At 65.3% G+C, this 14443-nt stretch carries 14 protein-coding genes and 2 pseudogenes; 8 read left to right on the top strand and 8 right to left on the bottom strand.

Annotated features, from left to right (window positions below):
• Positions 1 to 9: 9 nt before the first annotated feature.
• From BAY1663_RS00245 to BAY1663_RS00230, 4 genes and pseudogenes are all read right to left on the bottom strand, one after another.
• Positions 10 to 708, bottom strand: coding sequence for a ScpA family protein (locus BAY1663_RS00245; RefSeq protein ID WP_164838415.1), 699 nt, complete (start codon positions 706 to 708; stop codon positions 10 to 12).
• Positions 709 to 862: 154 nt separating this feature from the next.
• Positions 863 to 2037, bottom strand: a pseudogene (locus tag BAY1663_RS00240) (tryptophan--tRNA ligase).
• A 131-nt stretch (positions 2038 to 2168) separates the two neighbouring features.
• Positions 2169 to 2791, bottom strand: a pseudogene (locus BAY1663_RS00235) (L-threonylcarbamoyladenylate synthase).
• 13 nt (positions 2792 to 2804) lie between these two features.
• Positions 2805 to 3671, bottom strand: a complete 867-nt coding sequence (locus tag BAY1663_RS00230) for a PHP domain-containing protein (RefSeq protein ID WP_037036899.1) — start codon at positions 3669 to 3671, stop codon at positions 2805 to 2807.
• Between the two features lie 388 nt (positions 3672 to 4059).
• On the opposite strand from BAY1663_RS00230, the gene BAY1663_RS00225 reads away from it, so the two are divergent.
• The 5 genes from BAY1663_RS00225 to BAY1663_RS00205 all read left to right on the top strand — a co-directional run bounded on the left by BAY1663_RS00225 (position 4060) and on the right by BAY1663_RS00205 (position 7501).
• A complete protein-coding gene (locus BAY1663_RS00225; RefSeq protein ID WP_037036896.1) occupies positions 4060 to 4359 on the top strand; it encodes a YciI family protein in 300 nt (99 codons plus the stop codon).
• Between the two features lie 67 nt (positions 4360 to 4426).
• Positions 4427 to 4792 (top strand): hypothetical protein, encoded by a 366-nt coding sequence (locus tag BAY1663_RS00220; protein ID WP_037036892.1) that lies wholly within the window; start codon positions 4427 to 4429, stop codon positions 4790 to 4792.
• A gap of 15 nt (positions 4793 to 4807) precedes the next feature.
• Positions 4808 to 5485 carry a response regulator transcription factor gene (locus tag BAY1663_RS00215; RefSeq protein WP_037036891.1) on the top strand — a complete coding sequence of 226 codons (678 nt, stop codon included), beginning with the start codon at positions 4808 to 4810 and terminating at the stop codon, positions 5483 to 5485.
• Between the two features lie 150 nt (positions 5486 to 5635).
• On the top strand, positions 5636 to 6049 hold the full coding sequence (locus BAY1663_RS00210) for a Spy/CpxP family protein refolding chaperone (protein ID WP_037037180.1): 414 nt from the start codon (positions 5636 to 5638) through the stop codon (positions 6047 to 6049).
• A 93-nt stretch (positions 6050 to 6142) separates the two neighbouring features.
• Positions 6143 to 7501 carry a HAMP domain-containing sensor histidine kinase gene (locus tag BAY1663_RS00205; RefSeq protein ID WP_037036872.1) on the top strand — a complete coding sequence of 453 codons (1359 nt, stop codon included), beginning with the start codon at positions 6143 to 6145 and terminating at the stop codon, positions 7499 to 7501.
• On the opposite strand, the gene BAY1663_RS00200 is transcribed toward BAY1663_RS00205, so the two are convergent.
• Together BAY1663_RS00200 and BAY1663_RS00195 are read right to left on the bottom strand one after the other, a co-directional pair.
• Positions 7495 to 8058, bottom strand: a complete 564-nt coding sequence (locus BAY1663_RS00200; protein WP_037036869.1) for an NAD(P)H nitroreductase — start codon at positions 8056 to 8058, stop codon at positions 7495 to 7497. The genes BAY1663_RS00205 and BAY1663_RS00200 overlap by 7 nt on opposite strands.
• A gap of 220 nt (positions 8059 to 8278) precedes the next feature.
• On the bottom strand, positions 8279 to 8650 hold the full coding sequence (locus BAY1663_RS00195; protein ID WP_037036868.1) for a YkgJ family cysteine cluster protein: 372 nt from the start codon (positions 8648 to 8650) through the stop codon (positions 8279 to 8281).
• 187 nt (positions 8651 to 8837) lie between these two features.
• On the opposite strand from BAY1663_RS00195, the gene BAY1663_RS00190 reads away from it, so the two are divergent.
• Positions 8838 to 10289: a TrkH family potassium uptake protein gene (locus BAY1663_RS00190; RefSeq protein ID WP_037037179.1), complete on the top strand. Its 1452-nt coding sequence runs from the start codon at positions 8838 to 8840 to the stop codon at positions 10287 to 10289.
• On the opposite strand, the gene BAY1663_RS00185 is transcribed toward BAY1663_RS00190, so the two are convergent.
• Positions 10283 to 11221 carry a DUF808 domain-containing protein gene (locus BAY1663_RS00185; protein WP_037037177.1) on the bottom strand — a complete coding sequence of 313 codons (939 nt, stop codon included), beginning with the start codon at positions 11219 to 11221 and terminating at the stop codon, positions 10283 to 10285. The two genes, BAY1663_RS00190 and BAY1663_RS00185, sit on opposite strands and share 7 nt — an antisense overlap.
• Before the next feature lie 49 nt (positions 11222 to 11270).
• On the bottom strand, positions 11271 to 12293 hold the full coding sequence (locus BAY1663_RS00180) for an AraC family transcriptional regulator (RefSeq protein ID WP_037036865.1): 1023 nt from the start codon (positions 12291 to 12293) through the stop codon (positions 11271 to 11273).
• A gap of 125 nt (positions 12294 to 12418) precedes the next feature.
• Here BAY1663_RS00180 and BAY1663_RS00175 point away from each other — a divergent pair, with 125 nt between their 5' ends.
• Together BAY1663_RS00175 and BAY1663_RS00170 are read left to right on the top strand one after the other, a co-directional pair.
• Positions 12419 to 12736: an Mpo1-like protein gene (locus BAY1663_RS00175; protein ID WP_037036863.1), complete on the top strand. Its 318-nt coding sequence runs from the start codon at positions 12419 to 12421 to the stop codon at positions 12734 to 12736.
• 298 nt (positions 12737 to 13034) lie between these two features.
• Positions 13035 to 14423, top strand: coding sequence for an adenylate/guanylate cyclase domain-containing protein (locus BAY1663_RS00170; RefSeq protein ID WP_037036860.1), 1389 nt, complete (start codon positions 13035 to 13037; stop codon positions 14421 to 14423).
• Positions 14424 to 14443: the final 20 nt, after the last annotated feature.

Here is a 14443-nt window from a genome sequence, read left to right as displayed (position 1 = left end):
CGCACCGGGCTACTCGGTGCGACTGCGGACATGGATCGGCGCGAAGGGCTCATTCTGCACCAGCTCGACCAGCGATTCCTTGATCAACTCGAGCACCGCCATGAAGGTCACCACCACGCCGAGGCGCCCCTCCTCGACGCTGAACAGCGTGACGAAGGGAACGAAGCCGCCGCCCTTGAGACGCTCCAGCACTTCGCTCATGCGCTCGCGGGTCGACAGCGCCTCGCGGGTAACCTGGTGGCTCTCGAACATGTCGGCACGACGCAGCACCTCGGCCATGGACACCAGCAGCTCCTCCAGGCTGACGTCCGGCAGCAGCTTGCGCACCCGCGCATGCGGTGCATCGAGGCGTGGCACCTGCAGCTCACGGCCGACCCGCGGCAACGCATCGAGATCTTCGGCCGCGGCCTTGAAGCGCTCGTATTCCTGCAGACGGCGGATCAGCTCGGCGCGTGGGTCTTCCTCGTCCTCGGCCACTTCGGCCGAGCGCGGCAACAGCATGCGCGACTTGATCTCGGCGAGCATGGCAGCCATCACCAGGTACTCGGCCGCCAGCTCCAGGCGCACGGACTTCATCAGTTCGACATAGCCCATGTACTGGCGGGTGATCTCCGCCACCGGGATGTCGAGGATGTCGATATTCTGCTTGCGGATCAGGTACAGCAGCAGGTCCAGCGGGCCCTCGAAGGCCTCGAGGAAGACCTCCAGGGCATCCGGCGGGATGTACAGGTCCAGCGGCAGCTCGGTGACCGCCTCGCCATAGACGAGCGCCAGCCGCAACTGCTCGCCGGGCTGGTTTTCGCTGCTGTGGACCTCGTGTTGCTGCATCTGGCTCTCCGCAAAGGGTGCGTGGCGCTGCTCGTCAGCGATAATGCAGGCCCATGGCCTGGCGCACTTCGACCAGGGTCTCGCGGGCCTCGTCGCGGGCATGCTCGGCCCCTTCGGCGAGGATGGCGCGTACCAGGTCGGTATTCTGCTCATAGTCCAGCGCACGCTCCTGCAGCGGCGCCAGCTCGGCCCGGATCGAATCGATCAGCGGCGCCTTGCACTCCAGGCAGCCGATACCGGCACTGCGACAACCCTGTTCGGCCCACTGGCAGACAGCCTCGTCGGAGTGCACCAGATGCATCTGCCAGACCGGGCAGCGCGTCGGCTCGCCGGGGTCGCTGCGGTGCACGCGGGCCGGGTCGGTGGGCATGCGGCGGATCTTCTCTTCGATCTCGTTCGGCGTGTCGCGCAGGTAGATGGCGTTGCTGTTGGACTTGGCCATCTTGCCGCCATCGAGCCCGGAAATCTTCGGCACCTCGCCGAGCAGCGCCTGGGGCTCGGGCAGCAGCAGTTTGCCGCAGCCCTCCAGGTAGCCGTACAGCCGCTCCTGGTCGCCGATGGTGATGGTCTGCTGCTCCTTGAGAATGGCGCGGGCAGTGTTCAGCGCTTCGACGTCGCCCTGCTCCTGGTAACTCTTGCGCAGGCTGACGTAGAGCTTGGAGGTTTTCTTGCCGAGCTTGCGGATCGCCGCTTCGGCCTTGTCCTCGAAATCCTCTTCGCGGCCATACAGGTGATTGAAGCGGCGCGCCACGTCGCGGGCGAATTCGATATGTGGCAGCTGGTCGGCACCGACCGGCACCAGCCCGGCGCGATAGAGCAGGATGTCCGCGGCCTGCAGCAACGGGTAGCCGAGGAACCCATAGGTATCCAGGTCCTTGTGCTGCAGGTGCTGCTGCAGCTCCTTGTAGGATGGCACCCGCTCCAACCAGCCCAGCGGCAGATCATCGACAGCAGCAGATGCAGCTCGGCGTGTTCGGGCACCTGCGACTGGATGAACAGTGTCGCCGAACTCGGGCTGACCCCGGCGGCCAGCCAGTCCACCGCCATGTCCATGACGTTCTGCGAAATATCGCCGGTGGTTTCGTAGTCGGTGGTCAGCGCATGCCAGTCGACGATGCAGAAGAAGCTCTCGTATTCATGCTGCAGCTTGACCCAGTTCTTCAGCACGCCGTGGTAGTGACCGAGGTGAAGCCGGCCGCTCGGACGCATGCCGGAAACCACGCGCCGCTGTGAATCCATGGAACTCAAAAGGGTGTCCTTGATCGTTGTTGTTCGGGCATGTTCGCCTCAGGAGCCGTTCCCGCTTCGGCGCGCGCCGCGTCGAAAGGGCAACAGGCCGGCTAGGCCGCGAAGGGTTGCGGATCACCGCAGCGACGCGCAGCACTTCCGGCCGGTCGTCCACCAGGCTGACCACCGTGGAAGCCTCGACGCCACCGTACCCGCCGTCGATGATCAGGTCTACCTGATGCTCGAGCATCTCGCGCATTTCGTAAGGATCGCTCATCGGCAATTCCTCGCCGGGCAGGATCAGGCTGACGCTCATCAGCGGCTCGCCCAGCTCCTCCAGCAAGGCCTGGGCGATCGGCTGCGCCGGTACGCGCAGGCCGATGGTGCGGCGCTTGGGATGCAGCAGCATGCGCGGCACCTCGCGCGTGGCCGGCAGGATGATGGTGTACGGCCCCGGCAGATGCGTCTTGAGCAGGCGGAAGGCAGCGGTATCGACCTTGGCGAACAGCCCCAGCTGCGACAGGTCGCGACAGGCCAGGGTGAAGTTGTGCTTGTCGTCGAGCTGGCGCAGGCGGCGGATGCGCTCGGTCCCCGCCTTGTTGCCGATCGAGCAGCCCAGGGCGTAGCTCGAATCGGTCGGATAGACCACCACCCCGCCCTTGCGGATGATCTCCACGGCCTGCTTGATCAGGCGCGGTTGCGGATTGTCCGGATGGATCTGGAAAAACTGACTCATGGCAACTCCCTGTTCAGCTGGCAGCAGATATGCGGCACTCATGATCGAAATGTCTCCATAAAGGTGACAGATCCTCGGGCAGGGTGCGGTAAAGCCCCAGCTCCGACCATTCCCCCGGCGCGTGGAAATCGCTGCCCACCGTGGCCATCAGCCCGAACTCGCGCGCCAGGATCGACAATCCGCCCACCTGTTCCAGCGGCTGCATGCCATTGACCACTTCCAGCGCATGCCCGCCGGCCCGGGCAAAATCCACCACCAGCCGACGGCGCTTGCTGCGGGTGAAAGCGTACTGCCAGGGATGTGCGAGGCTGATCCACGCGCCCGCCTCGTGCAATGTCGCCAGCGTCTGCTCGAGACTCGGCCAATGCTGCTTCACATCGCCGAGCTTGCCCGAGCCCAGCCATTTGCGAAACGCCTCGGCACGGTCACGCACATGGCCGGCGCGCACCAGGAATTCGGCGAAATGCGGACGCGCCGGCGCATTGCCGCTGTCGCCGAGCGCCTGCTGAATCGCGCGGGCGCCTTGCAACGCCCCCGGCATGCCCTTGGCCTCGAGCCGCTGGGCAATCAGCTCCGCGCGGCGCCAGCGCCCGTCATGCAGGTCGGCGATCGCCCGCTGCAACGCCGGAGCATCGCTGGCGAAACCGTAACCCAATACATGAATGGTAGCCCCGCTCCACAGGCACGACAGCTCGATCCCGTTGACCAGCCGCATCCCCAGCGCCTGCGCGGCGGCGCGGGCTTCGTCGAGCCCATCGACGGTATCGTGATCGGTGAGCGCCAGCAGTTCGATACCACGGCCATGGGCCCGCTCCACCAGCTTGGCGGGGGCGAGAACACCATCTGAAGCGGTGCTGTGGCAATGCAGATCGACAAACATCCAGTAATGCACTCCAGGAGGTGGGATACCTCGAAACAGGTCATGAGCCAGCGGCCGCAACATCAGCCGGTCCCGGCCCGCCTGCCGATAGGCTGGGTCGATCAGGCACGAACGCCGGCTAGTCTAACGCCGCACCGGGGCTTTGTGCTCGTTCTTGCCGTGAACAGCCAGCAAGCCAGGCGAATTTCCGGTTCGGACCACCGTTGCTTTCGACCACCGTTGTTGCCCGGCGTGCGATGGCCAATCACCCGCCCGGGCCATGTGCGACGCTTTCGCGGCACGCGCGGTTTGCTATGATGCCGCGCTGCATGGCGCATGGCTGCTACCGCGCGACGCAGCTTTAATATTTCTGCGCCATGTAGCCGAATCCAGATATCGAGGAACGACCATGCTGTACGCCGTTATCGCCACCGACGCCCCGAATTCCCTGCAGGACCGCCTGGCTGCCCGCCCGGCCCATCTGGCACGCCTGGAGCAACTCAAGAACGAGGGCCGTCTGGTCCTGGCCGGCCCGCATCCGGCCATCGACAGCAACGACCCCGGCGAAGCCGGCTTCAGCGGCAGCCTGGTGGTGGCCGAGTTCGACTCGCTGGAAGCGGCCCAGCAATGGGCCGACGCCGATCCCTACAAGGCCGCCGGCGTCTACGTGAACGTGCTGGTCAAGCCCTTCAAGAAAGTGCTGCCTTGAGCCGACACAGGGATTGCGAATTCGTCTGGCCGTCGCCACGGCCCCGTAGAAGGAAAAAGGAGTTCCGATGCGCCAAGGCCCGCTTTCCCTGCTGCTTGCCCTGAGCCTGCTCGCCCCCGCGCTGCATGCACAGGAAGAACCCGCTTCGCCGGCGCCCTCGGCCGAGCAGGCGGCAGCCGATGCCGAAGAGTACGCCGCGCCCGCAGCGCAACCGGCGGCCGACAGCGAGGCCGTGCAAGGCCTGCTGCTGCGCCTGCGCGAAGAGAACCAGCGCTTGCGCCTGCAATTGCAGGCCGAGCAGGCCAAGGCCACGCCGATGCTGCTGACCGAGCAGCAACAGTGGTTCGCGGTGGGCGGTGGCGTAGGTGTCGTCAGCTTCATCCTCGGCCTGCTGGTGACACGTAGCCGCCGCCGGCGCCAGTGGATCAATTGAGCGTAGCGATCCGACATGAGTGAACTGCTGCTGATCGATGACGACCGTGAACTGTGCGAGCTGCTGGTCAGCTGGCTCGCCCAGGAAGGTTTCGTCGCCCATGCCTGCCATGATGGCCAGAGCGCCCGCGCGGCGCTGACGCAGTACCAGCCCGCCGCGGTGGTACTCGACGTCATGCTGCCCGACGGCAGCGGCCTGGAGCTGCTCAAGCAATTGCGCAACGAACATCCCGACCTGCCGGTGCTCATGCTCTCCGGCCGGGGCGAACCGCTGGATCGCATCCTCGGCCTCGAACTCGGTGCCGATGACTACCTGGCCAAACCCTGCGATCCGCGCGAACTCACCGCACGCCTGCGCGCGGTACTGCGCCGCAGCCAGCCGGCCGCCAGCCCCAGCCAGCTGGAACTGGGCGACTTGTGCTACAGCCCGGCACGCGGCGTCGCCAGCATCGCCGGCCACGACGTCAGCCTGACGCTGTCCGAAGGGCGGATACTCGAAGCGCTGCTGGCCCAGCCCGGCGAGCCGATCGACAAGCAGGCCCTGGCCCAGCATGCGCTGGGCCGCAAGCTGACCCTCTACGATCGCAGCCTGGACATGCACGTCAGCAACCTGCGTCGCAAGCTCGGCCCCCACCCCGATGGCAGCCCGCGCATCGTCGCCTTGCGCAGCCGTGGTTATCTTTACGCCGTCTGATCGTCTTTACCGAGGCTTTACCCTGGCCTGACCGCCCTTGACTTTGCGCTCCGTAGACTGAACTCATCCGGTCGCCGAACCGCTGACGACGAAGCAATCCGAGTGTCGTCGAGGATCGAACCGGTTTCCCGATATAGGAGAGATTCCATGATGCGCAAATCACTTGTTGCCCTGCTGTTCGCCGCTGCCCTGCCCACCCTCGCCTTCGCCATGCCGGGCGGCATGCCTGACGGCCAACCCGGCGGAAAAAGGGGCCCGCACATGTTCCATCAGCTGGACCTGAGCAAGGACCAGCAACGCGAAATGCACAAGCTGATGGGCGAACAGATGAAACAACGCCACGAGATCACCCAGCGCTACCTGGACAAGCTGCCCGAAACCGAGCGCAAGGCCATGCAGGATGAACTCAAGGCCAGCCAGGACAAGACCCACCAGAGCATGCGCGCCCTGCTCAAGCCCGAACAGCAGAAAGCCTTCGACGAAGGCCTGAAGAAAATGGAAGACAAGCGCGCCGAACGCGCCGAGTTCCTCAAGTGGAAGGCCGAGCGCGATCAGCAGAACTGATCGAACCGGCTGTCCGACAACCCGCCCGACCAGTTCCCACCGTTGTCCAGGACAACGGTGCGGGCTGACCGGGCTTTGCCGTGGAGAGTCCCGGTGCGATCACTGTTCTGGCGTATACTCGCGACCTTCTGGCTGGCCATCGCACTGGTCGCCGGCCTGGCCATGCTGCTCGGCCATGCCCTGAACCAGGACGCCTGGATTCTCAGCCGCCACCCCTCGGTACAGGGGCTCGCCGAGACCTGGACCCGAGTCTACGAGCAGCACGGCCCACAGGCCGCCCAGCGCCTGCTGGAAGAGCACCGCCACCACTCCCATGTCGACGTGCAGGTGCTGGCCGAAAACGGCCAGCCCGTCATCCGCGGCACCTTTCCGGCACGCGCCGCCGCCTACGAGGCCCGCCAGCAGGACCGGGACCGCCAGTTGCCCTGGCGCCGCCTGACCGCGGACTACACCAGCCCGAGCAGCGGCGAAACCTACCTGTTCATCTACCGGATCCCGTATCCCGAGCTGCAGGCCTGGCATCGCGGCAGCCTGTTCTGGCCGCTCAGCGCGTTGGGCATCGCGCTGGTGGTGCTGACCGGTTTCAGCCTGTTGCTGACGCTGTCCATCACCCGCCCGCTGGATCGCCTGCGCGGCGCGGTACACGATCTGGGCCAGACCACCTACCAGCAGCAGTCGCTGGCGCGCCTGGCCAGGCGCCGTGACGAGCTCGGCGTGCTGGCCAACGACTTCAACCGCATGGGCGCACGTCTGCAGACGCTGATCGGCAGCCAGCGCCAGTTGCTGCGCGATGTCTCTCACGAACTGCGCTCGCCACTGGCGCGCCTGCGCATCGCCCTGGCGCTGGCCGAACGCGCCAGTCCGAGCGAACGTGAAGTGATCTGGCCGCGCCTGGCCAAGGAATGCGACCGGCTGGAAGCGCTGATCAGCGAGATTCTCGAACTGTCACGCCTGGATGCCGAGCCCGGTGCGGCCAGCAACGTCGACCTGCCATCGATGTTCGAGCAACTGAAGGAGAACGCCCGCATCGTGGCACCCGGGCAACGCATCGACAGCCAGGTGGAGCCCGGCATCGGCCTGACGGGCTGGCCGGACATGCTCGAGCGTGCCCTGGACAACCTGCTGCGCAATGCGCTGCGCTTCAATCCCGAGGGCATGCCGATCGAACTGCGCGCGCAACGGGAGGCCGGCAGCCTGGTGCTGAGCGTTCGCGACCACGGCGCCGGCGTGGCCGACGAACATCTGTCGCAACTGAGCGAACCGTTCTTCCGCGCCCCCGGGCAAACCGCCGCCGGCCACGGCCTCGGGCTGGCCATCGCCCGCCGCGCCGCGGAACGCCATGGCGGCCAGTTGCAACTGGCCAATCATCCCGATGGCGGCTTCATCGCCAGCCTGCGCCTGCCCTTGCCAGGCCCTTCGGCCAGGGTGTCAGACGCCGCGGCGGCTCACTGACCGTCCCAGCCGGAAACGAATGTCTGCGGCTCGAGCACCGGAGCGGTACGCACCCGCCCCTCCGGGGTCCCCAGGTAGATGAACCCCAGCAGCCGCTCATGGGCAACCACACCCAGGCCCTGCGTGACGTGCGGGTCGTAGGCGAAATCGCCGGTACGCCACACGGCCCCGATTCCCTGCGCATGCGCGGCGAGCAGAATGCCGTGGGCCGCACAGCCGGCGGCCAGCAACTGCTCGCTTTCCGGCACCTTGGGATGCGCCTGCAAGTGGCCGATGACCACGATCAGCAGCGGCGCGCGCAGGGGCATGTTCCGAGCCTTTTGCAATGCCTCCGCCGACGCGTTCGGCTCACGCGCTCGCAGCGCCGCGGCGAACAGATCACCGAGGCGTTGGCGTGCATCGCCTTCGATGGTCAGGAAACGCCAGGGATGCAACTGCGCGTGATCGGGAGCACGCAGCGCGGCACGGAACAGCAGGTCGAGTTGCGCGGCATCGGGCGCGGGGTCACAGAGCCGCGTGACGGAAACGCGGTTGAGCAGCAGGTCCAGAGCGTCCATCCATTACCTCCTAAACGGGTCGGACATTCTAGAGGCTGTTGAGGTTTCATCGCGAGCGGTGGGAACGACGGGGAATCCGGTGGCGCGAATGTCGCCGGTTTGCGATGAAACGTCAACAGACCCTAGGGTCTGTTGACGTTTCGTTCGTGCCAGCGCCCTGCCGGGCTTCGCTGCGCTCAGCTGCCAACCTACCGCCCGAAAGCCCCGCCATGCCCGCGCTTCAAGCCACCCGATCCGGCGAAAGATGCGGCTGCAACGGTGGCACCAGCGGCGGTAGCCCATGGGCGGCGCGCGCGGCGTCGCAATGCACGTTGTGTTCGCCGTTGGCCCAGGACGCCTCGAATTCGCGGCAGGTGCTCGAACGCTGCTCGTACATGCTGCAACGCACACCGCATCCGACGTCCCCGAGCAACCCCACGCAGCGAGCGGGCTTGGCCTCGGTGCCGAGCATGGCCACATGGAACGGGGAAACCTGAACGGTCAGCTGGTCCGGGACCGCCCCGCCCGAGGATACGCATTCACCGAAATAGAAAGACACACGGAAATACGCGCAGCAGGCGCCGCACGTGAGGCAAGGATTGTCGATGGACATGGAAGGTGAACACCCAGATACCGGAATGGGCCGGCGCCCGGGCGGCTATTCTATTCATCGCCGCAGCCTTGGGAAGAGGCCGCCAGGCGACTGCTGAAAACATTGTTCACACCCCGGACGGGCGGTTTACTGGCTTCGCCACACGAGTAGAATGTCCGCCCCTCTTTTTCGTGCCGAGCACTTCTACATGGCCCTGCCGACTCTGCGTATCATCGGTTTCATTCTCGGCATATTCCTGATCACCCTGGCCGTCAGCATGATCATTCCGATGCTGACGCTGCTGGCATTCGAGCGCACCGATGACCTGCAGGCGTTCATCTGGGCAAGCCTGATCACCTTTTCCTGCGGCTTCGCCCTGGTCGCGCCCGGGCGCCCGGCCAATACCCACCTGCGGCCACGGGACATGTATTTCCTGACCACCGCCAGCTGGGTGGTGGTCTGCTGCTTCGCCGCGCTGCCGCTGATGCTGATCCAGCACATCAGCTACTCGGATGCCTTCTTTGAAACCATGTCCGGCATCACCACCACCGGGGCCACTGTCCTGTCGGGACTGGACAGTGCATCGCCCGGCCTGCTCATGTGGCGTTCGTTGCTGCACTGGCTGGGCGGCATCGGCTTCATCGGCATGGCGATCGCCATCCTGCCACTGCTGCGCGTCGGTGGGATGCGGCTGTTCCAGACCGAGTCCTCCGACTGGTCTGAAAAGGTCATGCCACGCTCGCACGTGGCCGGAAGATACCTGATCGCCATCTACGTGACCTTCACCCTTGCCGCATTCGTTGCATTCGCGCTGACCGGCATGAGCCTGTTCGACGCCATCAACCATGCGATGTCGGCCGTCTCGACGGGGGGCTTCTCCACCTCCGACGCCTCGATGGGCAAGTTCGGGCCGGCGGCCCATTGGGTGGCGATCATCTTCATGCTGCTCGGCAGCCTGCCGTTCACCCTGTACGTCATGATGCTGCGCGGCCACCGCACGGCGTTGGTCAAGGACGAACAGGTGCGGGGGTTCCTGCTGATGCTGACGATCACCAGCCTGCTGTTCAGCGGCTGGTACTGGCTCAATCACGACATCAACATGCTGGATGCGCTGCGTGTCGTGACTTTCAGCGTGGTCTCGGTAGTCACCACCACCGGTTTCGCGGTCGATGACTACACCCAATGGGGCGGCTTCGCGGTGATGGCCTTCTTCTATCTGACCTTCGTCGGCGGCTGCTCGGGGTCCACCTCCGGCGGGCTGAAGATGTTCCGTTTCCAGGTTGCCTACTCGCTGCTGCGTGCCAACTTCAAGCAGCTGATCCACCCACGCGCGGTGATCCGCCAGCAGTACAACGGCCACAACCTCGACGAGGAAATCGTCCGTTCGATCCTCACCTTCTCCTTCTTCATCACCATGACCATCGGCGTGCTGGCGCTATGCCTGGCGCTGCTGGGGCTCGACCCGATCACCGCCCTGACCGGCGCCGCCACCGCCGTGTGCAACGTCGGACCGGGCCTGGGCGATATCATCGGCCCGGCCGGCAACTTCTCCACCCTGCCGGACACCGCCAAATGGCTGCTGTCGGTGGGCATGCTGCTCGGGCGCCTGGAAATCATCACCGTGCTGGTGTTGCTGACTCCGGCATTCTGGCGTCATTGATCGGGTGCAGCCCCGGAGCCACGCCTGAACAGGCGGCCAGCGACCGTCACCAGCGCCAGTACGAGGCCACCGGCAACGATGCCGAACGCCATGTCGAGCAGCGTCGGCAGCAGGCCACCCAGCACCACGCCGACATACGGCAAGCCGAGGGCATCCTGCGCGCTGCTCTCGATGAAGTGATGCACGGCGCGGATGCCGTGGGTGAGGATACCGCCGCCCACCATGAACATCGCCGCGGTGCCGATGATCGACAGTGATTTCATCAGCCAGGGCGCGACACGCAGGATGCCCCGCCCGACGGCGCTGGCCAGGGCGCCGGCGCGCCTGCTCAGGGCCAGCCCGAGGTCGTCGAGCTTGACGATGCCGGCCACCAGGCCATAGACGCCGAGGGTCATGAGAATGGCGATCCCAACCAGCACCGTCACCTGCTGCGAGAACGACGCCCCCGCCACCGTGCCCAGGGTGATGGCGATGATTTCCGCCGAGAGGATGAAATCGGTGCGTATCGCACCGCCGATCTTGCTCCGCTCGAACGCCACCATGTCCACTGCCGGATCGGCCAGCGCCTTCGCCGTTTCGGCGTGCGTCGCGCGGTCGTCGTGAAGAAACCTGTGGGCCAGCTTCTCGAAACCTTCATAGCAGAGGAACGCACCGCCGAGCATCAGCAAAGGCGTGATCGCCCAGGGAACGAAAGCGCTGATCAGCAAAGCGGCGGGCACCAGGATCGCCTTGTTGCGCAGCGAGCCCTTGGCCACGGCCCAGACCACCGGCAGTTCGCGGTCGGCCTTCACCCCGGCTACCTGCTGGGCATTCAGTGCGAGGTCGTCACCGAGCACGCCCGCGGTCTTCTTGGCCGCGACCTTGGTCATGACCGATACGTCGTCCAGGACCGTCGCGATATCGTCGATCAGCGCAAGCAAGCTGGTGGCCAAGGTCAATCTCTCCCCATCGATGAAATGAATGCAGCGGACATGTCGTTACTTATGGCTGCGCGACCTGCCTCCGGTTCCTGGCGCGGTATTCGCCGGGCGTGAGTGCAAACCAGCGCTTGAACGCCCGGTAGAAGTTGCTCGGATCGGCGAAGCCCAGCAGGTAAGCGATTTCCAGCAGGGCCATGTCCGCCTGGGCGAGGTATTGCATCGCCAGGTCGCGGCGTGTGTCGTCGAGCAATTGCTGGAAACTGCTGCCTTCCTCCTGCAGGCGCCGCTGCAGGGTGCGCGCGGACAGGTGCAGCGCCTGCGCCAGCGTCTCGCGCCTGGGCTCGCCCTGCGGCAGCATCCTGCAGAGCACCTGCCGCGCCTGATGCAGGACCCGGCTGCCGGCGAAGCGCGCCAGGTATTCGCCGGCGAAACGGTCATGCAGTTGCGCCAGCGCGTCGTTGGCGGTCGGCAACGGCGTTTCCACGTCGGCCTGGCTGAACACCAGCGCATAACGCGGCGCGTCGAAACGCAGCGGCGCCTGGAACAGCCGGCGATAGGGCTCCAGGTCCTCCGGCGCTCGCCCCTGGAAGCTCACCTCCAGCGGCTGCAGCGCCCTCCCGGTCAGCCAGCGACAGAAGGTCAGGCAACCGGCGAGCGAGCCTTCGGCGCTCTGCCGCGCCGGCGGCAGGCGGTCGCCGTGGATTGCCAGGCTCAGCCGATAGCCCTGCGTGCAAGGCTGGAAATCCAGATCGGCCCCCTCGGCGATGATCCGCTGGTAACGCACCAGCCGTGCGAAGCCTTCCTTGAGGTTGCGGCTGGACATCAGCGCGTAGCCGACCACGTGCAGGGCCGCCGGTCGCGCCTCGCGCGCCATGTCCAGGCCGATGGCCGGATTGCCGGAGACTTCCACCGCCCGCAGCCACAGGCGCGTCATGTCGTCCTGGGCGAAACGCGCATCCGGGTCGCCCAGCGCCGCATAGTCCAGGCCCAGTTCGGCAAACAGCTGATGGCAGTCGATGTCCGCCGCTTCCAGCGCCTGGACGATGCCCTGCGCCCAGCTCGAGGATGTGGTGCGTTCGCTCATGGTGCTTCTTGTTCTGGAATGGGGTGGCGGCCACGGGGCCAAGGCTACTAAACTGGCACTCATTGTCACTGCCCCGCAAGACGCGGCGCGCCTAAACTGGCCGGGACAATAACAGGAGGTACGCCATGCGCACGCAAACCGCCGAACGCTTCACCCGCTTTGCCGATTTCTATCCGTTCTACCTGGCCGAGCACAGCAACCCGACCTGCCGTCGCCTGCATTACGTCGGCAGCCTGCTGGTACTGGCCATCCTGGGCTACGCCCTGTTCACCCAGCAGTGGTGGTGGCTGCTGGCAATGCCGATCGCGGGCTACGGTTTCGCCTGGGTTGGCCACTTCGTCTTCGAGAAGAATCGTCCGGCAACGTTCCAGTATCCGCTCTACAGCTTCCTCGGCGACTGGGTCATGCTCAAGGATATGCTCACCGGGCGCATCCGCTTCTGAGGGCCATTCCACGATCTGCTGCGCGCCGGCCCCGCCGCGTAAAAACGGGCCCGCAGTGCCCGGCGGCACCCACGATCCAGCGCTGATTGCGAACTGCTGTTTGGCGATGCGCCGCTGCTTGGTTATGATCAGCCGGCTGCTGCACGGGCCGGCCAATCGCCGAGCAGGCACGCTGTAGCCGCGAGACTGAACGCCGTTGATTCCGCTCGCTTGCCGGTTCCTGCGCGGCGGGTCCAGCTTCAGTCTGCAAGGCGCATAGAAAAAGGCGTCGAAAAACGACCAGGGATCGTACGCATACATGACTTCCATCATGGTGGAGCGCCGTAATGGCCTCGCCACTCGCCCGTTGCGCGAGTATTACTCCCGCGTGCTCGCCTATCTGGCCTGCGCGGCGACACTCGCTGCAGGCACCTATACCCAATATTTTTCGATGGACCTGTTGTGGATGGTCCCCTATGCGTTGCTCTATCCACACCTGGCCTACCACCTGAGCTATCGCTTCAAGCGCGATCACCCGGAACGCACCTCGCAGGTCCTGCTCTGCCTGGACGCGCTGAATGCCGGTTTCGGCATTCTGCTGCTAGGTTTCTCCGTGGTGCCGAGCCTGATGTTCCTGCTCACCCTCGGTTTCAGCGCCCTGGTCATCGGCAGCCTGCGCAACCTGACGCTGGCGCTGCCCTGCGTGGCACTCGGCATCGCCCTGGCCAGCCTGCAGTTCCCCCTCGAATTCAAGGACACGACGCCCGTTCTGGTTTCACTGGTCAGCATCCTGTTCACCACTTTCTACGTGTGCGCCACCGCCTACTACGTCCACCAGCAGGGGCTGCGCCTGGCCCAGGCGCGCAAGGAAATCGAAATGGAACAGGCCAAGGCCGCCCGCCTGGCCCGCAACCTGGCCAAGTACCTGTCTCCACAGGTCTGGGAATCGATCTTCTCCGGCAAGCGCAGCGTGCGCCTGGAAACCCAGCGCAAGCGGCTGACGGTGTTCTTCTCGGACATCAAGGGCTTCACCGAGCTGTCCGAAGAGCTGGAGGCCGAAGCCCTGACCGACCTGCTAAACAACTACCTCAACGAAATGTCGAAGATCGCCCTCAAGTATGGCGGCACCATCGACAAGTTCGTCGGCGACTGCGTGATGGTGTTCTTCGGCGACCCGACCAGCCAGGGCGCCAAGAAAGACGCGGTGGCCGCAGTGTCCATGGCCATCGCGATGCGCAAGCACATGAAGGTGTTGCGCCAGCAATGGCGCGCCCAGGGCATCACCCGCCCGATGGAAATCCGCATGGGCATCAACACCGGTTATTGCACGGTGGGCAACTTCGGTGCCGACACGCGCATGGACTACACCATCATCGGCCGCGAAGTGAACCTCGCCAGCCGCCTGGAGAGCGCCGCCGAGGCCAGCGAGATTCTCATTTCCCATGAGACCTATTCGCTGATCAAGGACGTGATCATGTGCCGCGACAAGGGCCAGATCTCGGTAAAGGGCTTCTCCCGCCCGGTGCAGATCTACCAGGTGGTCGATTTCCGCCGCGATCTCGGCGCCACCTGCAGCTTCGTCGAGCATGAGCTGCCCGGGTTCTCCATGTACCTCGACACCAACGGCATACAGAACTTCGACAAGGAGCGTGTGATCCAGGCCTTGCAGCAGGCCGCCGAGAAACTGCGCGACAAGGTCATTCTCTGACCAGCGGGCTGGCCCAGGCC

The organism is Pseudomonas sp. BAY1663, from assembly GCF_000582595.1.
Classification (GTDB): domain Bacteria; phylum Pseudomonadota; class Gammaproteobacteria; order Pseudomonadales; family Pseudomonadaceae; genus Stutzerimonas; species Stutzerimonas stutzeri_AF.
This window is presented reverse-complemented; position numbering and strand designations above follow the sequence as displayed.